Source organism: Qipengyuania gaetbuli (genome assembly GCF_009827315.1).
Classification (GTDB): Bacteria; Pseudomonadota; Alphaproteobacteria; order Sphingomonadales; family Sphingomonadaceae; genus Qipengyuania; species Qipengyuania gaetbuli.
In genome coordinates, this window is sequence record NZ_WTYF01000004.1 from 2086878 (window position 1) to 2108915 (window position 22038).

19 protein-coding genes are annotated in these 22038 nt (G+C 64.8%); 13 read left to right on the forward strand and 6 right to left on the reverse strand.

The features are described 5' to 3' along the window. Window positions 1-23 precede the first annotated feature (23 nt). From rpoC to GRI42_RS12755, 6 genes are all read left to right on the forward strand, one after another. Complete coding sequence (gene rpoC / locus GRI42_RS12730) at window positions 24-4352, forward strand: DNA-directed RNA polymerase subunit beta' (protein ID WP_160608841.1); 4329 nt, start codon at window positions 24-26, stop codon at window positions 4350-4352. Between the two features lie 95 nt (window positions 4353-4447). Then, complete coding sequence (locus tag GRI42_RS12735; protein ID WP_160608842.1) at window positions 4448-5209, forward strand: hypothetical protein; 762 nt, start codon at window positions 4448-4450, stop codon at window positions 5207-5209. A 108-nt stretch (window positions 5210-5317) separates the two neighbouring features. Continuing rightward, window positions 5318-7660 carry a putative bifunctional diguanylate cyclase/phosphodiesterase gene (locus GRI42_RS12740; protein WP_160608843.1) on the forward strand — a complete coding sequence of 781 codons (2343 nt, stop codon included), beginning with the start codon at window positions 5318-5320 and terminating at the stop codon, window positions 7658-7660. After that, window positions 7657-8115, forward strand: a complete 459-nt coding sequence (locus GRI42_RS12745; RefSeq protein WP_160608844.1) for a hypothetical protein — start codon at window positions 7657-7659, stop codon at window positions 8113-8115. The genes GRI42_RS12740 and GRI42_RS12745 overlap by 4 nt, the downstream gene beginning before the upstream one ends. A 27-nt stretch (window positions 8116-8142) precedes the next feature. Further along, window positions 8143-9489 (forward strand): glutamate--tRNA ligase, encoded by a 1347-nt coding sequence (gltX, locus tag GRI42_RS12750; RefSeq protein ID WP_160608845.1) that lies wholly within the window; start codon window positions 8143-8145, stop codon window positions 9487-9489. Window positions 9490-9599: 110 nt separating this feature from the next. After that, window positions 9600-10235 carry a dioxygenase family protein gene (locus GRI42_RS12755; protein WP_160608846.1) on the forward strand — a complete coding sequence of 212 codons (636 nt, stop codon included), beginning with the start codon at window positions 9600-9602 and terminating at the stop codon, window positions 10233-10235. Between the two features lie 15 nt (window positions 10236-10250). On the opposite strand, the gene pyk is transcribed toward GRI42_RS12755, so the two are convergent. Then, the gene (pyk, locus tag GRI42_RS12760; RefSeq protein WP_160608847.1) at window positions 10251-11738 is read right to left on the reverse strand and encodes a pyruvate kinase; all 1488 of its coding nucleotides are present in this window, start codon (window positions 11736-11738) and stop codon (window positions 10251-10253) included. Between the two features lie 46 nt (window positions 11739-11784). Between pyk and GRI42_RS12765 the strand changes: the two genes are divergently transcribed. The 4 genes from GRI42_RS12765 (at window position 11785) to GRI42_RS12780 (ending at window position 13089) form a co-directional block, all read left to right on the forward strand. After that, complete coding sequence (locus GRI42_RS12765; RefSeq protein ID WP_160609220.1) at window positions 11785-12099, forward strand: DUF1244 domain-containing protein; 315 nt, start codon at window positions 11785-11787, stop codon at window positions 12097-12099. A gap of 83 nt (window positions 12100-12182) precedes the next feature. After that, complete coding sequence (locus GRI42_RS12770; protein WP_160608848.1) at window positions 12183-12419, forward strand: DUF2312 domain-containing protein; 237 nt, start codon at window positions 12183-12185, stop codon at window positions 12417-12419. A gap of 60 nt (window positions 12420-12479) precedes the next feature. Then, the gene (locus tag GRI42_RS12775; protein WP_160608849.1) at window positions 12480-12731 is read left to right on the forward strand and encodes a hypothetical protein; all 252 of its coding nucleotides are present in this window, start codon (window positions 12480-12482) and stop codon (window positions 12729-12731) included. A gap of 10 nt (window positions 12732-12741) precedes the next feature. Beyond that, complete coding sequence (locus GRI42_RS12780; protein ID WP_160608850.1) at window positions 12742-13089, forward strand: heavy metal-binding domain-containing protein; 348 nt, start codon at window positions 12742-12744, stop codon at window positions 13087-13089. 1 nt (window position 13090) lies between these two features. Here GRI42_RS12780 and trpS read toward each other — a convergent pair whose 3' ends face one another. From trpS to secB, 3 genes are read right to left on the reverse strand one after another with little or no spacing between them, the layout of a single operon-like run. Then, window positions 13091-14107, reverse strand: coding sequence for a tryptophan--tRNA ligase (gene trpS / locus GRI42_RS12785; protein ID WP_160608851.1), 1017 nt, complete (start codon window positions 14105-14107; stop codon window positions 13091-13093). Between the two features lie 6 nt (window positions 14108-14113). Then, window positions 14114-15682, reverse strand: a complete 1569-nt coding sequence (murJ, locus tag GRI42_RS12790) for a murein biosynthesis integral membrane protein MurJ (RefSeq protein ID WP_160608852.1) — start codon at window positions 15680-15682, stop codon at window positions 14114-14116. Between the two features lie 28 nt (window positions 15683-15710). Further along, window positions 15711-16241 carry a protein-export chaperone SecB gene (secB, locus tag GRI42_RS12795; RefSeq protein ID WP_160608853.1) on the reverse strand — a complete coding sequence of 177 codons (531 nt, stop codon included), beginning with the start codon at window positions 16239-16241 and terminating at the stop codon, window positions 15711-15713. A 266-nt stretch (window positions 16242-16507) separates the two neighbouring features. Here secB and GRI42_RS12800 point away from each other — a divergent pair, with 266 nt between their 5' ends. The 3 genes from GRI42_RS12800 to GRI42_RS12810 are packed head-to-tail and all read left to right on the forward strand — an operon-like array spanning window position 16508 to window position 18950. Further along, complete coding sequence (locus GRI42_RS12800; RefSeq protein ID WP_160608854.1) at window positions 16508-17179, forward strand: Tim44/TimA family putative adaptor protein; 672 nt, start codon at window positions 16508-16510, stop codon at window positions 17177-17179. A 26-nt stretch (window positions 17180-17205) separates the two neighbouring features. Then, window positions 17206-18393, forward strand: coding sequence for a murein transglycosylase A (mltA, locus tag GRI42_RS12805; RefSeq protein WP_160608855.1), 1188 nt, complete (start codon window positions 17206-17208; stop codon window positions 18391-18393). Beyond that, window positions 18390-18950 (forward strand): Smr/MutS family protein, encoded by a 561-nt coding sequence (locus tag GRI42_RS12810; RefSeq protein ID WP_160608856.1) that lies wholly within the window; start codon window positions 18390-18392, stop codon window positions 18948-18950. The genes mltA and GRI42_RS12810 overlap by 4 nt, the downstream gene beginning before the upstream one ends. Here the strand turns inward: GRI42_RS12810 and GRI42_RS12815 are convergent. Beyond that, on the reverse strand, window positions 18934-19548 hold the full coding sequence (locus GRI42_RS12815; RefSeq protein ID WP_160608857.1) for a Pr6Pr family membrane protein: 615 nt from the start codon (window positions 19546-19548) through the stop codon (window positions 18934-18936). The two genes, GRI42_RS12810 and GRI42_RS12815, sit on opposite strands and share 17 nt — an antisense overlap. A gap of 103 nt (window positions 19549-19651) precedes the next feature. Further along, window positions 19652-21856, reverse strand: a complete 2205-nt coding sequence (gene katG, locus GRI42_RS12820; protein WP_160608858.1) for a catalase/peroxidase HPI — start codon at window positions 21854-21856, stop codon at window positions 19652-19654. Window positions 21857-22038 lie beyond the last annotated feature (182 nt).

A 22038-nucleotide genomic window follows, 5' to 3' on the forward strand; every position in this document is an offset into this window, starting at 1 on the left:
TTAACCCGACAGGGATTTAAGTCATGAACGAACTGACCAAATTCACCAACCAGCTCGCGAAGCCCGAGACTTTCGACGAGATCCAGATCGGCATCGCCAGCCCCGAGCGCATCCGCTCGTGGTCCTTCGGCGAAATCAAGAAGCCGGAAACGATCAACTACCGCACGTTCAAGCCGGAACGTGACGGCCTGTTCTGCGCGCGCATCTTCGGTCCGGTGAAGGACTACGAATGCCTTTGCGGCAAGTACAAGCGCATGAAGTACAAGGGCGTCGTCTGCGAAAAGTGCGGCGTCGAAGTGACCGTGACCAAGGTCCGCCGCGAGCGCATGGGCCACATCGAACTGGCCGCGCCGGTCGCGCACATCTGGTTCCTGAAGTCGCTGCCCTCGCGCATCGGCCTGCTGCTCGACATGCAGCTCAAGCAGCTCGAGCGCGTGCTGTATTTCGAAAGCTACATCGTCGTCGAACCGGGTCTCACGCCGCTGGACAAGTTCCAGCTGCTGACCGAAGACGAGCTGCTCGAAGCGCAGGACGAGTACGGTGAAGACGCCTTCTCGGCCAGCATCGGCGCAGAAGCCGTCAAGATGATGCTGATGGACCTCGATCTCGAACAGGAGAAAGAGGACCTGCTGGAAGAGCTGGCGACCACCAAGTCGAAGCTCAAGCCCGCCAAGATCATCAAGCGTTTGAAGGTCGTCGAAAGCTTCATCGAATCGGGCAACCGTCCCGAGTGGATGATCCTCGAAGTCGTGCCGGTCATTCCGCCGGAACTGCGCCCGCTCGTCCCGCTGGACGGTGGCCGCTTCGCGACGTCGGATTTGAACGACCTCTACCGCCGCGTGATCAACCGTAACAACCGCCTGAAGCGCCTCATGGAGCTGCGCGCGCCGGACATCATCGTCCGCAACGAAAAGCGCATGCTGCAGGAAGCCGTCGACGCGCTGTTCGACAACGGCCGCCGCGGCCGCGTGATCACCGGCGCCAACAAGCGTCCGCTCAAGTCGCTGTCCGACATGCTCAAGGGCAAGCAGGGCCGCTTCCGCCAGAACCTTCTGGGTAAGCGCGTCGACTATTCGGGTCGTTCGGTCATCGTGACCGGTCCGGAACTCAAGCTGCACCAGTGCGGCCTGCCCAAGAAGATGGCGCTCGAGCTGTTCAAGCCGTTCATCTACGCCCGTCTCGACGCCAAGGGTCTTTCGATGACCCTCAAGCAGGCGAAGAAGTGGGTCGAGAAGGAACGCAAGGAAGTCTGGGACATCCTGGATGAAGTCATCCGCGAACACCCGGTCCTCCTGAACCGCGCACCGACGCTCCACCGTCTCGGCATCCAGGCTTTCGAGCCCGTGCTGATCGAGGGCAAGGCGATCCAGCTCCACCCGCTGGTCTGCGCCGCGTTCAACGCCGACTTCGACGGCGACCAGATGGCCGTGCACGTCCCGCTGAGCCTCGAGGCCCAGCTGGAAGCGCGCGTCCTGATGATGTCGACCAACAACATCCTCTCGCCCGCCAACGGCAAGCCGATCATCGTGCCTTCGCAGGACATGGTGCTGGGTCTCTACTACCTGTCGATGGAACGGCAGGAGAAGAAGCCCGAGTTCACTGAAGACAGCGACGGTAACAAGGTCGAGAAGCTGCCCCTGTTCTCGGACATGGCGGAAGTGCACCAGGCGCTGGAGATCAAGTCGGTCACGCTGCACTCGAAGATCATGGCCCGCGTGCCCCAGGCGGACGAGGACGGCAACGTTTCGATGAAGCGTTTCGTCACCACCCCGGGCCGCATGCTGATCGGCGAGTGCCTGCCGAAGAACCACAAGGTTCCCTTCGACATCGTCAACCGCCTGCTGACGAAGAAGGACATCGCCGACGTGATCGACGAGGTCTACCGTCACACCGGCCAGAAGGACACCGTGCTGTTCGCCGACGCCATCATGGCGCTGGGCTTCCGCCACGCGTTCAAGGCCGGCATCTCCTTCGGCAAGGACGACATGATCATCCCCGATGCCAAGGTGGAACTGGTGGAAGCGACCAAGGCGCTGGTTGCCGATTACGAGCAGCAGTACCAGGACGGTCTCATCACCCAGCAGGAAAAGTACAACAAGGTCATCGACGCCTGGAGCCAGTGCGGCGACAAGGTGGCCGATGCCATGATGGAAGAGATCAAGTCGCAGCCGATCGACAAGGACGGCAAGGAAGCGCAGATCAACTCGATCTACATGATGAGCCACTCCGGCGCCCGTGGTAGCCCGGCCCAGATGAAGCAGCTGGCCGGTATGCGCGGCCTGATGGCCAAGCCGTCGGGCGAGATCATCGAGAACCCGATTATCTCGAACTTCAAGGAAGGCCTCAACGTCCTCGAGTACTTCAACTCGACCCACGGAGCCCGTAAGGGTCTCGCGGATACGGCGCTCAAGACGGCGAACTCGGGTTACCTGACCCGCCGTCTGGTCGACGTGTCGCAGGACTGCGTCATCGTCGAAGAGGACTGCAAGACCGACAACGCGCTCGAAATGCGCGCCATCGTCCAGGGCGGTAGCGTGATCGCATCGATCGGCGAACGTATCCTCGGCCGTACGCTGGCCGAAGACATCGTCAACGCATCGACCGACGAAGTCATCGCCAAGGCCGGCACGCTGGTCGACGAACCGCTGGTGAAGGCGATCGAGGAGGCCGAAACGCAGGTCGCCAAGATCCGTTCGCCGCTGGTCTGCGAAGCCAAGCAGGGCGTTTGCGCGACCTGCTACGGACGTGACCTTGCCCGCGGTACGCCGGTCAACATCGGTGAAGCTGTCGGCGTCATCGCCGCCCAGTCGATCGGTGAACCGGGCACCCAGCTGACCATGCGTACCTTCCACATCGGCGGTGCTGCACAGCTCAACGAAACTTCGCACCTCGAAGCGGTGTCTGACGGTAAGGTCGTCTATCGCGACATGCCGACCATCACCGACAAGAAGGGTCGTATCCTGTCGCTCGCCCGCAACGGCGAACTGGCCGTGATCGACGCCGAAGGCCGCGAGCGCGAAATCCACAAGGTGCCTTACGGTACCGTGCTGATGCACAAGGATGGCGCGAAGGTGAAGGAAGGCGATCGCCTGGCGGAATGGGATCCGTTCTCGCTGCCGATCATCACCGAAACCTCGGGTGTGGTGAAGTTCCAGGACCTCATCGACGGTACCTCGATGGAAGAACGCGTCGACGATGCCACCGGTATCGCCCAGCGCGTCGTCACCGAGATCCGCACCAGCGGCCGTGCGAAGAAGGAAGACCTGCGTCCGCGGCTTACCCTCTTCAACGAAGCCGGCGACGAGAACGAGGCCGCGCGCTACATGCTGGCGCCCGGCACCGCGCTCTCGGTCGAGGACGGTGCACAGGTGCAGGCCGGTGACATCCTCGCCCGTGCCTCGCGTGAAGCTGCCAAGACCCGCGACATCACCGGTGGTCTGCCGCGCGTCGCCGAACTGTTCGAGGCCCGCGTGCCGAAGGACAATGCGATCATCGCCAAGATTTCCGGCAAGATCGAATTCGTCCGCGAATACAAGGCCAAGCGCAAGATCGCGATCGTGCCCGAGGAAGGTGATGCGGTTGAATACCTCATCCCCAAGACCAAGGTCATCGACGTCCAGGAAGGCGACTTCGTCAAGAAGGGCGACACGCTGATCTCGGGCTCGCCGAACCCGCACGACATCCTCGATGTCCTCGGGGTCGAGGCGCTGGCCGAATACCTCGTGAACGAGATCCAGGAAGTCTACCGACTCCAGGGCGTGAAGATCAACGACAAGCACATCGAGGTGATCGTTCGCCAGATGCTGCAGAAGGTCGAGATCACCGATGGCGGCGACACCACGCTGCTGCCGGGCGAACAGGTCGACCTCGAGGAACTCAACGAGACCAACGCCAAGCTGCCGAAGAACAAGGAACCCGCACAGGGTACCCCGATCCTCCTCGGCATCACCAAGGCCTCGCTGCAGACCCGCTCGTTCATCTCTGCCGCCTCGTTCCAGGAAACAACCCGCGTACTCACGCAGGCCGCTGTCGAGGGCAAGAAGGACACGCTGATCGGACTGAAGGAAAACGTGATCGTCGGCCGTCTCATCCCCGCCGGTACCGGCGCGGGCATGAACCGCATGCGCGTCACCGCCTCCAGCCGCGATGCCGCCCTGCGCGCCTCGTGGAAGAAGGCTCAGGAAGCGATCATCGCTGCCAATACCGCAGAAGAAGAGCACGCGGCGGAACTCGCCCAGGGCCCCGAAGCTGCGATTGGCGATGATCCGCTGGCGGTGATGGAAGGTGAAACCCACGGCACCGATGCCGATGCGGGCGATTACCTCAACGAAGAGGCGAAGGACGGCGAATAAGCCCCCGTTCATCGCAACAAATTGAAAAGGCCCCGGAAGTCATCGCTTCCGGGGCCTTTTTCTATCCGCGCTCCGGATAGTTCGGGGAGTGTCCGATGCGAGTAGCTGCTGTCCTTGCCGCCCTTGGCCTCCTGGCTTGTTCGCCCGCACCGGAAGATGCACCGGCCAGCGCTGGGCCTGCCATTGACGGCGATTATGTCGTCACCTTCGTCAATGAAGAGACCCCGCTCATCGGCATCGAAGGCTACCAGCCGACGATCACCTTTTCGGGCAACCGCATCCATTTCCAGTCGCAGTGCATCTACGACGACTGGTCTTTCGACCGCGCGGGCGAGGGCATCGAGACCGGCGAATGGGACTATGTCGAACCGCCTGCCATGTGCGCGCGCAGCTATGCGCCGGGCGAGGAGGCGATCGTCGCCGCTATCGACAAGGCGACGATCATCCGGCCGGTGCGGGGCGGGCTCTGGCTGTCGGGTCCGGGCGGGACGGTCCAGCTCGAACGCATTCCCGACCCCGCACAGGTCGCTGCGCGCGCGGTGAACCTTCGCGGATCGTGGGATCTCGTCGGCCTCGACGGCAAATCCCTTGCGGAGCCGATCCCGCTGGAAGCGAATTTCGATCAGGTCTGGTGGGAACCCGGCTGTGCCGGCCAGTCGGTCCGCTACATGATCGACGGCGCGCGATTCGACCTCATGGACCACAAGTCGCCGGAAACGGTCTGCGACATCGGTTTCCCCGAGGAATTGCCCGCGCTCTGGCAGGCGATGGATATGGTAGATACGGTGCGCGCAGACGGCAAAACCCGCGCCATCCTGTCGGGCAAGGGACACGAGGTAGTGTTGCAGCGCCGCTGACAAGCAGCTGACAATCCCCCGATCCGGAGCAGAAAGCTATACAGCGGACCGGAAATTCGGTTACACTTGAGCAGGATGCGCGCGATCCTGCGCACAACCGGGGGCCGCATGGGAAGACCGAGCGCGAATAGCGAAGAGGTGCGTCGCCTGCTGCTGGTGCGGCGCTTGCGGGCAGTGACCGCGGGCAATACGCTCGCGACCCTTTCGGCCATCGCCTCCATTTTCGTGCTCGTCATCGCTTTCGACGAAGCGAAGATGCAGGTGCCGATCCTGACCTGGGCGGGTGTGGCCATCGGCCTCTTCTGCCTCAGGGCCTTCTATTTTGCCTCGCTCGATCCCGAGATCGGCGATGCCGCCTCGTTGCGCCGCGATTACCGCCGCGTGACCGCGGCGATGATGGCCTCAAGCGTGGTCTGGGCGGTCGGTTTCGTACTCCTTGCCCTGATTGCGCAGGGGCTGGAAATCGCGACGCTGGCGGTCGTCGGTACCGCGATGATGGTCGGGGTGCTGCTGATCCACCGCGCCGCCCCGCAGGCTGGCTATGTCCATATCGTCATGCTGCTGGGCGGGCTCCTCACTGCTTCATGGCTTGCCATCGGCATCGCGGCGGCGCCGGTGGCGGCGCTGCTTGTAGTGTACGGCCTAACCTTGTGGCGCGCGGTCGGGCGCATGGATGCAGCCTTCGAGGCCGCCGTGGTGGCCGATATCGAACGCAAGGATGCCGCCGCGACGGTTGCCATGCTGCTCCATGATTACGAAGAGCAGTCGACCGACTGGCTATGGATCGTCGATAGCGATGCGCGCCTGCGCGAAACCAGCGAACGCTTTGCCAAGGTGCTCGGCCTTGAAGCGGAAGCGCTCGAAGGCATGTCGCTGCTCGATCTCGTCGAACCGGGAGAGGAGCGGGAAGGGCTCTCGCGCTTCCTCGTCGAACAGCGGGCCTTCCGCGACCTGCCGGTGACCATCGCGGTCGAGGGGGAACGGCGCTTCTGGCAATTGTCGGGCCGTCCGCGGATGGACGGCACGATGAGCGGGATTGCCCGCGACGTCACGTCGGCGCGGCTGATCGAACAGCGCGTCACCTTCATGGCGCACTACGACAACCTCACGAACCTCGCCAACCGCTACCTCTTCAACGAGCGGCTGCGCGAACTGCTGGGCGACAGCCGGTCGCGCGGGGCGAACATCGCGCTGTTTTATCTCGATCTTGACGATTTCAAGGCGATCAACGACACGCGCGGCCACCTTATCGGCGACCGCCTGCTGCGCGAGGTGGGCGAGAGGCTTGCAGGCGAGGTTCGCCAGCAGGATCTCGTCGCCCGGCTCGGCGGGGACGAATTTGCCGTGCTGATCGAAACGCGCGCAGGCGACGGCCTGCTGATCGAGCGGGCGCACCGCTTCCTCTCGGTCGTGCGCGCACCCTACGAGATCGACGGGCACAGCTATCGCGTCTCCACCAGCGTGGGAGTGGCGCGCTGCCTCGAAGGTGATTGCGACGCCGAGGAACTGATGCGCCGCGCGGACCTTGCGCTCTATGCGGCCAAGAACAAGGGGCGCGACAATCTGGCGCTGTTCGAGCCGCGTCTCGACCAGGAAGCGCGCGAGCGGCGCGATATCGAGGCGGACCTGCGCGAGGCGCTGGCGCGCGACCAGATGCGGCTGCATTTCCAGCCGATCATCGAACTCGATACCGGCCAGACCACGGGCTACGAGGCGCTGCTGCGCTGGTACCACCCAACCCGCGGCGTGCTGGGACCGGCGGATTTCCTGCCGGTGGCAGAGGATACCGGCCTGATCACGTCAATCGGCGAATGGGTCATCCGCCGAGCATTGGAAGAGACGGTCGGCTGGGACGGCGATTTCCGCATCGCAATCAACCTGTCGACCACGCAGGTCGCCGATGCGAAACTGGTCGCCGCCGTGTCGCAGGCCCTGCGCGCCACCGATTTCCCGACCGAACGGGTCGAACTGGAAATCACCGAACACGTGCTGATGGATACCAGCGATGCCAATCGCGAGACGCTGCTGGCCCTGCGCGAGCTGGGCGTGCGCATCGCGCTCGACGATTTTGGGACCGGCTATTCCTCGCTCGCCTACCTGCGCCGTTTCCCGTTCAACCGGATCAAGATCGACCGCGCCTTCGTGCGCGACGTGACGCATGATCTCGGCAGCCAGGCGATCATCTCGACCATCACGCGCCTTGCCGAGGCGATGGACATGGAGACGACCGCCGAAGGGATCGAGGACCGCGAGCAGCTCGACCTGCTGCGCAAGCTCGGGGTGAAGGAAGCGCAGGGTTTCCTCATCTGCAAGCCGATGCTGGCCGAAACGCTGGCGCAGGAAGACCCGGAGCACGGGGCGAAGATCACCCCGCCGGTCGATAAGGCGGTGATCGACTACCGCGCTGCCCGCAAGGCAGCCCTCAAGCGCCGCGGAGGCCAGGCCGCGTGAGGGCGGCGCTACTGCTGGCGGCATTGCTTGCCGCATGTGCGCCGACCGCCGAAGAGCCGGCTACAGAACCTTCGCCCGCAGCGGTCGAAGAATGGGTCGTCCCGGCAAGCATCGTGGGCGAATACCGCGTCGCCGGGATCGACGGAGAGCCGCTGGAGACCGACTTCGGCATCGCGCTTTCGATCACGGAGGAGACGATCGGCTACGAGCCGCGCTGCCTCGGCTTTGCCTGGACCTACAGCCTCGAAGACGGGCGCGTCGAAACACGGCGCGATCCTGCCTACGGGCCGCAACCTGCGCCCGGCGGCGGGACGGTGACGTGCCTGCCCGCCGTATCGCCGCAGCATCGCGCGCTGGCGGTTGCCATCGATGCGGCAGAGGAGGTCCGGCGCACTCCCGCCAATGCGGTGGAACTGCGCGGCGGCGGACATTCGGTCACGCTCTTCTCGCAATAGGCTGCGCGCTGCGCTATCGGCGCGGCCATGACCACCATCACGCGTTTCGCGCCGTCTCCGACCGGGCGTCTCCATGTCGGCAATATCCGCACCGCGCTCCACAACTGGATGCTCGCGCGAAAGGCCGGCGGGCGCTTCATGCTGCGCATCGACGACACCGATGCGGAGCGCAGCCGCGAGGAGTATGTCGAGGCGATCCGCGCCGATCTCGCCTGGCTCGGCCTCGAGCCCGATGGCGAGGAGCGCCAGTCGCTGCGCCTTGCCAAGTACGAGGCTGCGTTCGAGGCGCTGAAGGCCGCAGGCCGGGTCTATCCCGCCTACGAGACCGCGCAGGAACTCGAACTGAAGCGCAAGATCCAGCTGGGTCGCGGCCTGCCGCCGATCTACGACCGCGGCGCGCTCAAGCTCACGCAGGACGAACGTGCGGCGAAGGAAGCGGAAGGCGTCGCCCCGCACTGGCGCTTCAAGCTCGACCATGACGAACCGATCACCTGGGACGACGGCGTGCGCGGGGCGCAGAAATTTGACGCTGCCCAGCTTTCCGATCCGGTCATCCGCCGCGCCGACGGCAGCTGGCTCTACATGCTGCCGAGCGCGGTCGACGATCTCGACATGGGCGTTACCGACGTGCTGCGCGGCGAAGACCACGTCAGCAATACTGCCGTTCAAATTCAGATGTTTACCGCGCTTATTGCTGCACAATATGCTGCAGCAAAAATGCCGCGTTTCGCGCATGAGGCATTGCTGGTCGGGCGCGAGGGGAAGCTGTCGAAACGCCTCGGCTCGCTGGGCTGCGATGCCTTCCGCGAGAAAGGCATCGAACCGCAGGCGCTGGTGGCGCTGCTCGCCCGTCTCGGGACAAGCCAGCCGGTCGAACCGATCGCCGAGCGCAGCGCGCTGGTCGACAGCTTCGACCTGTCCACCTTCGGTCGGGCACCTGCGAAATTCGACGATGCGGAACTGGAGCGGATCAATGCCGCGCTGGTGCACCAGATGGATTTCACATCCGTCGAGCATCGCCTGCCCGAAGGCATGGACGAGGCCGGCTGGCATGCCATCCGTCCGAACCTGTCGCACGTGCACGAGGCGGCCGACTGGTGGCGGCTCGTGACCGGCCCGATCGAGCAGCCGGAGTTTGCCGAAGACGACCGCGCTTACCTTGCAGAAGCTGCGCGCCGGCTCGCGTGGGGCGACGATCCCTGGCACGCGCTCACCAACGCGTTGAAGGAGGCGACGGGGCGCAAGGGCAAGCCGCTGTTCCTGCCGCTGCGGCAGGCACTGACCGGCATGGACCACGGCCCGGACATGGCGGAACTCCTGCCGCTGATCGGCGAGGTAGAGGCGCGTGCGCGGCTGGTGCGGGCGGCCGCTTAGGCCTGCTGCAGTTCGAGCGGGCTTGTTCCGGAAGCGCGAGCGCTCTAGCGTGAGCCGATAACAAGCCAATTACGGTCGCAGGGTGCGCAGCTCTTCTAGGGAGGGAGACTATGCCTGCATTTTCACGCCGTAATTTCATCGTCGCAGGGGGCGCTGCCACCATCGCGGCACCCGTAGCCGGACAGGACCTGCTCGAAGTCCTCGGCAAATCGACCCCGCCGCAGCAGCTCGGCCCCTTCTATCCGACCGCAAGGCCGCTCGACCAGGATTCCGACCTGACCCATGTGCAGGGCGTCCATGGCACGGCGCAGGGCGACCTCCTCGATGTCTTCGGTGTGGTGACCAACCATGACGGCTCGCCGCTTGCGGGCGTGACGCTGGACCTGTGGCAGGCCAATGCGGTGGGTCGGTACATGCACGGCGGCGACCAGCGCGAGGAACTGCCGCTCGACCCCTATTTCCAGGGTTCGGCCGTGCTGGTGACCGATGCGCAAGGGCGCTACCGTTTTCGCACCATCCGCCCCGGCATCTATGCCTTCGGCGGCACCCCGCGGCCCCGCCACATCCATTTCGATATCAAGAGCCGGCAGGCGCGCCTGACCACGCAGATGTATTTCCCGGGCGAGAAAGAGAACGCGATCGAGGATATCGCGGACGAATCGCTCCTCGTCGCACGCGCCGCGGACTCGCTCGATGCGGGCGGTGTCGAAGCGCTGCGCTGGGATGTGAGACTGCCTTACGGCTGAGACAGCCGCGGACGATCACCTGCCTTGGTATTTCTCCAGCTCGTCGCCGCTGACGGTGACGACGTGCATGAGATTGGTGGAGCCGGGCGTGCCGAAGGGTACGCCTGCGAGTGCGACCAGCTTGCTGCCCGCCCCGGCAAAGCCATGGCGCAGTGCCATGCGCTTGCCCTTGGCGATCATCTCTTCGAAGCTGCCGATGTCCTTGGTGGCCACGGCGTGCGCGCCCCACAGCAGGGCAAGACGGCGGGCGGTCTTCATGCTGGGCGTGAGGACCAGCATCGGCACGCTCGGGCGTTCGCGCGCCACGCGGCGGGCGGTGCTGCCCGATCCGGTGAAGACGGTGATCGCGGCGATCGAGACGGTGTCGGCCACGGTCATGCAGGCATGGGCCAGCGCGTCGGCAGTGGTCTTGTCCGGCGGCGTGTCGAGGAAGCGCACGCGCGGCAGGTAAGCCTCGTCCCGTTCGACCTGGTGGGCGATGCGGTGCATGATGGTGACGGCTTCCTCCGGCCAGTCGCCGGCGGCGGTTTCGGCCGACAGCATGACCGCGTCAGCTCCGTCATAGACGGCATTGGCGACGTCGGAGACCTCGGCGCGGGTCGGCGCGGGGCTCTCGATCATGCTTTCGAGCATCTGGGTGGCGACGATCACCGGCTTGCCGGCGGTGCGCGCCTTGTTGACGATCTGCTTTTGCAGCGGCGGGACTTCCTGCGGCTCCAGCTCCACGCCGAGATCGCCGCGGGCGACCATGATGCCGTCGGACAGTTCGATGATCTCGTCGAGCCGGCGGACCGCCATCGGCTTTTCGATCTTGGCGCACAGCGCACCATAGCCGCCCATCAGCTTGCGCGCTTCGGCAAGGTCTTCGGGACGCTGCACGAAGCTGAGGCCGATCCAGTCGACGCCCTGCTGCATGGCAAAGGCCAGGTCCTTGCGGTCCTTGTCGGTCAGTGCGGGGATCGGCACTTCGGCATCGGGTACGTTGACGCCCTTGCGGTCGGAAATGACGCCGCCGACCTCTGCCGAACAGAGGATTTCGTTCTCGTCGGCACGGATCACGCGTAGGCGGATCTTGCCGTCGTTGATCAGCAGGCGCTGGCCCTTTTCGAGCAGGCCGAACAGCTCGGGATGCGGCAATTCGACGCGGGTCTCATCACCCGGCTCGGGATTGCGGTCGAGCGTGAAGTGGCCCGAATGGCGGATGACCGCCTTGCCGTCCTTGAACTTGCCCACGCGCAGCTTCGGACCCTGCAGATCGGCAAGGATCGCGATGGGGCGGTGGAACTGCTTTTCCAGCGCGCGGATCGCGGCGATCGTCTCGGCATGGGTCTCGTGCTCGCCATGGCTCATGTTGACGCGGAAGGCATCGACCCCGGCCTTGAACAGGCGGGCGAGCATTTCGGGAGATCGGCTGGCCGGGCCCACGGTCGCGAGAATCTTGACCTTGCGGCCACGGGGATCGAGCTTGGGTGCGCCTTCGCGCTCTTTGTCGGGCTTTGCCATGAACCAGCGCTATGGCAGGGCGGTGAGACATTTCAAGGACGATGACATGGTTACGAATGCACCCGACCCGCTCGACCGACTGCCCGATGACGTAGCGGCAGCAGCTTTCCGGCGGCTGGTCCGGCACCTGCAGCACCGCCATGATGCCCAGAACATCGACCTGATGGGACTGGCCGGTTTCTGCCGCAACTGCCTTGCCGACTGGATCATCGATGCCGGTTACGAAGGCGACAAGGCGCAGGCGCGCGAACTGGTGCACGGAATGCCGCAGGACGAGTGGAAGGCGACCCGCCAGTCTCCTGCCACGCCCGAGCAGCTGGAGCGCATGGAAGCCAGTATCGCGAAAAATCGCGTGGAGTAGCGAGTCGCCGCCTTCACCCCGCGCGGCTGGGTGGCTATTCGCACCGGCCAACCGATTCTCAAGATCACCGGAGTTACCTTCACATGGCCGAAGCCACCGACGACCGCCTGCGCCTTCTCATCGAGCGCATCGAACGCCTCGAAGAAGAGAAGAAGGGCATCGCCGACGATATTCGCGACGTCTACGCCGAATCCAAGGCAGTGGGCTACGACACCAAGATCATGCGCCAGATCATCAAGCTTCGCAAAATGAAGCCGGACGAGCGCAGCGAGCAGGAAACGATCCTCGATACCTACAAGGCCGCGCTCGGAATGGGTTGATTTGCTTGACTTTCCTTGCGTATTGGTGTAGTAATACAGCAAATCAACAAGGAGAGCGGCATGTCGGAAGTAAATCGCGGTGCAGGACTGGTCGGACTGGTCCTGTTGGGGCCCGTATTTATTGCCATTGTATCGCTGGTGGCGATGCTGTTCGGGGCCGCGGCGGGCTGGGCTGGCGGGCTCATTTTCCCGCAGGTTTTCGACCGGCTGACCACGCTGATCTTCGGCGAGGCGATTCCCGCATGGCAGCTCGGCGCGATGCTGGGTTTCCTTGCGACCTTCCTTCGCGCATCCTTCCCGAAGCGCAAGTAGGAGAGCAGGCATGGCAGGACCCTGGAAAGACGCGCGCGGCGTCATCGTCACCACCACCCCCACGATCGAAGGCAGGCCGATCCAAGAATACATGGGCATCGTCACCGGCGAGGTGATCGTGGGTGCGAACATCTTCCGCGACCTGTTCGCCAATATCCGCGACATCGTCGGCGGGCGTTCGGGCAGCTACGAACGCATCCTTGCCGATGCGCGCAATCAGGCGATCGAGGAACTGCAGGCCGAAGCGGCCACGCGCGGCGGCAATGCGGTGGTCGGCATCGACCTCGATTACGAGGTGATCGGCGACACCGGATCGATGCTGATGGTCAGCGCCAGCGGCACTGCGGTGAAGGTCTGACCTACCCCCGCACGAGGCCGAGCGCCTCGTAGGTCGCATCGAGCGTGGGCACGGCGATCTCGCGTGCCTGCGCCGCGCCGCGTGCGAGGATCGCGTCCAGTGCCTCGCGGTCTTCGAGCAGCTCGGTGAACCGCGCCGAGATCGGGCGCAGCGTTTCCACCAGCAGTTCGCCAAGCGCAGGCTTGAACTTGCCGAAGCCTTCGCCGCCGAAGTCCTTCAGCACGCCTTCGACGCTGCCGTCGGTCAGCGCGGCGTAGATCGTCACGAGGTTCAGCGCCTCGGGGCGGTCTTCCAGCCCCTCTACCTCGCTCGGCAAGGGCTCGGGATCGGTCTTGGCTTTCTTGATCTTTTTCATGACATCGTCCGGATCGTCGGCGAGGTTGATGCGGCTCATGTCGGAAGGGTCCGACTTGCTCATCTTGGCCGCGCCATTGCGCAGGCTCATGATGCGCGCAGCCTGCGGCGGCACGATCGGTTCGGGCAGGGTGAAGACCGGCGCTTCCTCGGAAGCGAAGTCGTTGTTGAACTTCTGCGCGATGTCGCGCGCCAGTTCGAGATGCTGCTTCTGGTCCTCGCCCACCGGCACGTGGGTGGCCTGGTAAAGCAGCACGTCGGCGGCCTGCAGCACGGGGTAGGTGAACAGCGCGACCGACTGGCCTTCGCGGTTCTTGCCCGCCTTGTCCTTCCACTGCGTCATGCGATTGAGCCAGCCCATGCGGGCCGTGCCGCCCAGCAGCCACTGCAGTTCCGCGTGCTGCGGGACCTGTGCCTGGTTGAACAGCACGCTGCGCTGCGGATCGATCCCGCACGCGACCAGCGCGGCGGCCATTTCCAGTGTGCCCTTGCGCAGTTCGACAGGATCGTGCGGCATCGAGATCGCGTGCAGGTCGGCGAGGAAGAACAGGCACTGCGAGCCTTCTTCCATCTCGTCCTGCATGCGCACCCAGTTGCGGATCGCCCCCAGGTAATTGCCGAGGTGGAGATTGCCGGTGGGCTGGATGCCGGAAACAACGCGCATGACGGGTTACGAAGCTTTCTTCCTGGTGAGGGCAGCGATGCGCTGCCGGTCGATGGCGCCGACTGCGAACGCCACCCCGAAATAGACCACCGCCGAACATGCGACGAGGACGATAAGTGCACCCAGCCGTTCGAACAGGCCGGCCGAATACCAGCCGGTTAGCAAATCGCGCGCGAACCACAAGGCTGCGCCCATGGCTGCGGCTGCGACCAGCTGGCGAGCGACACGCCCGACCAGCGACAGCGGGATGGCGTAATACCCGCGCTTCAGCAGGACGATGTAGAGATAGCCAACGTTGATCCAGGCACCGATGACGCTGGCATAGGCGACGCCGACCACGCCGAACCGCTGCAGGAAGGCGATGTTGAACCCGACGAAGACCGCCAGCGAGATGAAGGCGGCATAGACCGGTGTCTTGGTGTCGGACCGCGCGTAGAAATTGGGCACCAGCACCTTGACCAGCACATAGGCGGGCAGGCCGAGGACAAGCGCGGCCAGTACCTCGCCCGTGACTGCCGCATCGGCAAGGTCGAAGCGGCCACCCTGGAAGATCATGGTGATGAACGGGGTCGCGCAGATCGCCATCGCTACGGCTGCAGGAATGGTCAGCAGCATCGACAGCTCGATCGCGTCCGACTGGATGCGGTCCGCGCCTTCCTTGTTGTTGCCGCCCACGAACTTGGAAAGCGTCGGCAGGATGGCGGTCGACAGGGCAATGCCGATGATGCCGAGCGGCAGCTGGTTCAGCCGGTCGGCATAGTTCATGTAGCTCACCGACCCGCTTTCGAGCTGGTTGAGGAAGTAGAGCTGGACCAGCGTGTTGATCTGATAGGCGCCGCCGCCGATCGCGGCGGGCAGGGCGATGATCGACAGGCGCTTCACCTCGGGCGTGATGCGCGGCCACAGGAGCTTGGGCCGGAAGCCTTCGACCCGCACCCAGTAAAGCAGCCAGAGCAGCTGGATCACGCCGCCTGCGGTCACCGCCCAGGCGATGCCATAGGTGACCTGCTCCAGGCTCGCGCCCTCCTCCATCCACCTTTCGCCTGTCAGCAAGGCGGCGATCAGCACGATGTTGAGGATGATCGGGAAGCTGGCGCCGGGCGCGAAGCGCGAGACCGAATTGAGCATGCCGGTGAACAGAGTCACCAGGCTGACCAGCACGATGTAGGGGAACATGATCCGCGCAAAATCGACCGCAAGGTCGAATTCGCCCGGATTGATCGGCTTGTCCGCCAGCAGCCAGATGACGCCGGGCATCGCCAGTTCGAAGACGATGCACAGCGCGATCAGCACCGGCAGGAAGACGCTGAGCACGTCGGCGGAAAAGCTGCGCGCTTCTTCCAGCCCGCCTTCGCCGTGGAGCCGCTTGGAAAACATCGGCACGAAGGCGGCCGAAAAAGCGCCTTCCGCGAACAGGCGGCGGAAGACGTTGGGGATGATGAAGGCCTGGAACCAGGCATCGGTCACGGCATTTGCGCCGAGGACGCGCGAGAAGATCATCTCGCGCGCCATTCCGGCGATGCGGCTCACCATGGTGAGCGAGCCGATCGTGCCGACGTGCTTGAGCAGGCTCATGGGCGAGCCTCCATCAGAGCTCCTCGCCTCAGGCGTTCCCGGTCGGAGCCGGGGTGCCCTGCGCCTGCTGCGCGGCGCGGGCCTGCAGCTGCTGCTGGTAGAGCGTGCCGAAATCCATCGGATCAAGCATCAGCGGCGGGTAACCGAGGTCGCGTACGGCTTCGGCAATGATGCCGCGGGCGAAGGGGAAGAGCAGGCGCGGCGTTTCCGCGAACAGGAAAGCGTGCGCGTGTTCTTCGGGAACGTTGCGGATGCCGACGAGGCCGCAATAGGCCAGCTCGACGATGTACATCGCGCCCTGGTCCGCATCGGCGCGCACGGTCATCTTCAGTTCGACTTCGTGCACTTCGTCGGTGATCTTGTTTGCCGCAATGTTGACCTGCACGTCGATGCGCGGCTGTTCCGACCACTGGTAGGCAGCCGGCGCATTCGGGTTCTCGACCGAGAGGTCCTTCACATACTGGTTGAGGACGCCGACCGTGGGGCGGTTGTCCGCGCCGTTGGCACCGGCTGCAGGGTCCGCATTGAGATCGGTCAGTACGTCGTTTTCATCGGCCATCGGGCAAGCTTTCTCTAGACTGGCAATTCGGGATCGGTCACCGGACGCGCACGCGCCCCGCATTTCAGGGCGCGCGCCTAGCACCGTGCAGGGCGCGGGGCAATGCGCGAGGAAGGCGACGGTCCGGTGCGTGATGGGGGTGTCTGGACCCGGCAGCGCCCATTGTGCGTTTGTAATTGGTCCCTATCTAGGGCAGTAGGGAGACAGGGCCGGTAACCTGCCTCCCCCCGCAGATTTGCCAAGTCGACCAGAACGGAATTTCGCCAGTGATCTACGAGATCGTCATCCTTGCCGCCATCGCCGCCTTTCTCGGCCTGCGCCTCTATTCGGTGCTCGGCCAGCGGTCAGAGCAGGAAGAGGACCCGATCCGCCGCAGCTATGGCCCGCGCGAACAGAACGCGCCTCCGCCGCCGGTCGCAGGCAGTGCCGATGCGATTCCCGCCGCCCGCCCGACCGTGACGCTGCGCAGCGTGGACAATGCCACCAGCGCAAACGAAACCGCGATCCGCGCGATTGCCGCCTCCGATTCGCGGTTCGACCTGCTGTCGTTCCTCGAAGGGGCGAAGGCGGCTTACGCCATGATCCTCGAAGCCTTCTGGAAGGGCGACCGCGAAACCCTGCGCGAACTGACCGACGACGATGTCTACGCCAGCTTCGCTGCCGCCATCGACGCGCGCGAGGCTGCCGGCGAAACGCTCGACAACCGCCTGATCCGGATCGAGGACGCGACCGTCCATTCGGCCGAACTCGCGGGCAAGGACGCGCGTATTGCTGTGCGCTTTGTCGCCGATATCGCGGCCGTGACCCGCGACAAGGATGGCACCGTGGTGGCAGGCTCGCTCGACGATGCCGTCGAAAGCCGGGACATCTGGACCTTCCGCCGCCATGTCGACGCGATGGACCCGAACTGGGTCCTCGACGAAACCGACCAGGACTGATCACCGCCAGCACAGGAGACGGATGGATGCGAAGCGCGCTCATAGCAGGGGCGGCTTTGCTGCTGTCCGCCTGTGCCGTGGTTCCCGATGCAAGGCCGCCGATGGACACGGGCGTGGTCCCGCCGCCGCCTGCGACGCTGGCCGACAATGCCCTGTCGGCAGGCCTGACCGCCGGTCCCGACATCGCCAGCCTGCCGATCGGCTCGCAGGATGCCGCTGCCGCCCTGTCGGCCTTCCGCGCCTCGTGCGACAAGATCCTGTTCCGCGACGATGCGAGCGGCCTGACCAGCCGGCTCGACTGGCAGGGCCCGTGCCTTGCCGCGACCAACTGGTCGAGCGAGCCGCGCCTGTTCTTCACCAGCCAGTTCGAAACCGCCGTCGTGGGCGAGGGCAAGGCCTTCGCAACCGGCTATTTCGAGCCGGAAATCCTCGGCAGTCGCACCCGCGCGCCGGGATACGACGTGCCGGTATATGCCATGCCGACCGACCTCGTGCGCGCATGGCCCGATGACACTCCCGAAGCCGAACGGACAGGCCGGCCCCCGCTAGGCCGCTACGACGAGAGCGGCAAGTTCGTGCCCTATTTCGAGCGGGCCGAGATCGTCGCAGGCGCGCTCGAAGGCAAGGTGCCGGTAATTGCCTGGGCCGCCGATCCGGTCGAGTTCTTCTTCCTCCAGATCCAGGGCTCGGGCCTGCTGCGCCAGCCGGACGGCAGCGTCATGCGCATCGGCTATGCCGGGCAGAACGGGCGCGAATATGTCGGCGTCGGTTCGGTCATGCGCGAACGCGGACTGATCGGCGACGGGCCGGGTCAGTATCCCGGTTCGATGCAGGGCATCATCCAGTATATCCGCGACAACCCTGCAGAGGGCGAGACGCTGATGAACCTCAACAAGAGCTGGATCTTCTTCCGCGAACTGACAACCGATGGCCCGCTCGGTTCTCTCGAAGTGCCGGTGCGCGGCCGCGACAGCGTGGCGGTGGACCCGAAGTTCGTCCCCTATGGCGCGCCCGTCTGGCTCGACCTCGACCGGGACGTGGCCGATGGCCTTTGGGTGGCGCAGGACACGGGCGGCGCGATCAAGGGCGCCAACCGCTTCGACACTTTCTGGGGCAACGGCGCCGATGCGCGCGAGATTGCCGGAGGCATGAGCGGACGCGGCAAGGCCTATATCCTCCTGCCCAAGGGAACGCTCGCGCGTCTCACACCGTGACTGCGCCGCGTGGCCTGACGGCAGAAGAAGCGGCGGCGTGGGAAAAGGTCGCCGCGACGGTCGATCCGCTTCACCCGCAGGCACGGCGGCCAGTGACGCCTGCACCGGCCGCCGTGCCTGCGCCTGCTCCGCCCAAGCCCTTGCCGAGGGCCCGCAAAGCGGTAGCGCCGCCGAAGCAGGCGGCGCCACCACCTCCGCCGCCGCCCCAGACCAATTCGCTCGATTCCCATTGGGACCGCAGGCTCAAATCGGGGTCCATCCAGCCCGACGTGACGCTCGACCTGCACGACCACGGGCTCGATGCGGCCTACGACCGCCTGATGAGCGGGATCGCGCAGGCCCGCGCCATGGGCGCGCGCATCGTATTGCTGATCACCGGAAAGCCGCGACCCGTCGCGCCGGCCGACCGGGCGGAGCGGCGCGGGGCGATCAGGGCCAAGGTGCTCGACTGGCTGGCAGCCTCCAGCCATCATTCGGCGATTGCCGCCGTCCGCCGCGCGCACCAGCGCCACGGCGGAGAGGGCGCGCTCTACATCGTGCTCAGGCGCGAGCGCTGACGAGACGGCGCAATGCAAGAAGCAGCGCGCCGAACATCATGAACACGAGGGCCAGGCCCGCGATATTCGCGAAAACCCGCCCGTATCCGTACTGCAGTACGTCGAGGAAGAAGTAGGCGTAGAAACCGCTCATCTCTCCGTAAACGAGCGCGAAAACGGTGTAGGCCACCGGCGCGATCATCACCAGCGGCAGGTCTTTCCAGCCGTTGTCGACCGGACGGGTGAAGGCCAGCCACCAGCCGACCGTCGCGGCGGGGATGACCGTGTGGTGCATCTGGTTCGTATACCAGTCGAGGCCGACCGGATGATGGTCCGCCGCCAGCAGTGCATGATAGACGATGGCCACGATCGTGAGCGCGGTCGCCAGGGCGAAGGGCACGGCACGGTGGATCGAGCCCTTCGCTGCGATCCATGCGAACAGCACCGCCGCTGCCAGATTGCTCCAGATCGTGAAGAAGCGCAGCAGCAATGCGAAGGATACCAGCGGGCTTCCGTCCCGCTCGAGGTTCAGCGTCGATTGCACGCCAAGCCCGATAAAGGCCGCCAGCGAAATGATCGCGGCAAGGACACGGACCCGGCCAGAAAATACGATGCTCATGCGCCCGGCCTAACCTGTGCCGACGCGCAGTAAAGCACGAAAAAGCCCCCGACATCGCTGCCGGGGGCTTCTTCTGCGGCCCAGTGGGCTCGGGTATGACCCGTTATTTGTGGTACTTGGCGTAGCTGAGGTCGAAGCGGTCCGCGTCCATGACCTTGGTCCAGGCCTTGACAAAGTCGCGCACGAACTTTTCCTCGTTGCCATTCTCGGCATAGACTTCGGCCACGGCGCGCAGGCGCGAGTTCGAACCGAAGACGAGGTCGGTGCGCGTGGCGCGCCACTTCTCTGCGCCCTTGATCCGGCAGCGACCGACGAATTCCTCGTCACCGCTCTCGTCGACCACTTCCCACACCGTGCCCATCTCGAGCAGGTTCACGAAGAAGGAATTGTCGAGCTTGCCCGGCGTGTCGGTGAGCACGCCCAGCGGTTTGTCGCCATAGACCGCGCCCATTGCGCGCAACCCGCCGACCAGCACGGTCATCTCGGGGATGGAGAGACCGAGCAGGTGTGCCTTGTCGACCAGCATGTCCTCGGTCTTCACCGAAGCCTTGGTCTTGAGGTAGTTGCGGAAGCCGTCGGCGAAGGGCTCAAGCGGCTCGAAGCTCTCGGCATCGGTCTGCTCCTGGCTTGCATCGCCGCGACCGGTGGTAACCGGGACAGAGACGTCGAAGCCTGCATCCTTGGCTGCTTTCTCGACTGCAGCCGAACCGGCGATCACGATGGCGTCGGCCATCGAGAGGTCGCCGCGCAGCTCGTCGAGCTTGGCCAGGACCTTGGCGAGCTTGTCGGGCTCGTTCGCCTTCCAGTCCTTCATCGGCGAGAGGCGGATACGGGCACCATTGGCGCCGCCGCGGTGGTCCGAATTGCGGTAGGTCGAGGCCGAAGCCCAGGCCGCCTTGACCAGTTCGGCAACCGACAGGCCGCTGGCGAGGACCTTGGCCTTGAAGTCGGCAACCGCGCTGTCCGAGGCCTGCTTGCCGGCGGGGACGGGGTCCTGCCAGATCAGGTCTTCGGTGGGCACTTCGGGGCCGAGGTAACGGACCTTGGGACCCATGTCGCGGTGGCACAGCTTGAACCATGCGCGGGCGAAGGCATCGTCCAGCGCCGCCTGGTCGTCGCGGAAGCGTTCGGAAATCTTGCGATAGTCCGGGTCACGCTTCAGCGCCATGTCGGCGGTGGTCATCATGGTCGGAACCTTCTTGCTCGGGTCCCGCGCATCGGGTGCCATGTCTTCCGGATCGGGATTGATCGGCTGCCACTGGTTCGCACCGGCCGGGCTCTGGACGAGCTCGTAATCGTACTTGAACAGCAGGCGGAAGTAGTCGCCACCCCACTGCGTCGGGTTAGGCGTCCAGGCGCCTTCGATACCCGAGGTGGTGATGTGACCCTTCTCGATTTCTTCCGGATCGGTCAGCCAGCCGAAGCCCATGCGGTGCAGGGTTTCGCCTTCCGGCGCGCCCGAGAAGGTGTCCGAAGGCTTTGCGCCGTGGGCCTTGCCGAAGGCGTGGCCACCGGCGGTCAGCGCGACGGTTTCCTCGTCGTTCATGGCCATGCGCGCGAAGGTTTCCTTCATGTCGCGTGCCATGCCTTCCCAGTCGTTGGGATTGCCGCCCGGACCTTCGGGATTGACGTAGATGAGGCCCATCTGGATCGCTGCCAGCGGGTTTTCCAGCGCCTTGCCCTCGTCGGGCAGGATGCGGGTTTCCGCCCCGGTGTCGACCCACTGTTCTTCCGTGCCCCAGTAGACGGTTTCCGGATCGAACACGTCCTTGCGGCCGCCGCCGAAGCCGAAGACGGGGCCACCCATCGATTCAATGGCGACGTTGCCGGTGAGGATGAACAGGTCGGCCCAGCTGATGTGCTTGCCGTACTTCTGCTTGATCGGCCACAGCAGGCGGCGAGCCTTGTCGAGGTTGCCGTTGTCCGGCCAGCTGTTGAGCGGAGCAAAGCGCTGTTGGCCGCTGCCGCCGCCGCCACGGCCATCGCCCGTGCGATAGGTACCGGCTGCGTGCCAGGCCATGCGGATGAAGAAGGGGCCATAGTGACCATAGTCTGCCGGCCACCAGGGCTGGCTGTCGGTCATCAGGTCGGTGAGATCCTTCTTGAGCGCGTTGTAGTCGAGCGCGTTGAAGGCTTCGCAATAGTCGAAATCCTCTCCCATCGGGTCGGCCGCGCGGCCGCCTTCGGTCAGGATTTCAAGGTCGAGCTGGTCGGGCCACCAGTCGCGGTTGGTACGGCCGAACAGCGAGCGCGTGCCGGCGCTGCCGTGGAAAGGACAACCGCTGATATCTCCGGTCTTGGCGTCCATTGAACTCTCTCCTTCGAAAAAGACTCGGTCTCCCGCCCGAGAACCGGAAGACGATGAACGCCGCCCGTTAATTCGTCCAATCGATTAAACGGTTCAAATTGATTGCCATAAGCGATTGAGCGGCGAAGCGTGCCCCAGATGCGAAAAGCGCCGCCATCCCGCTGGAATGACGACGCTTTCGT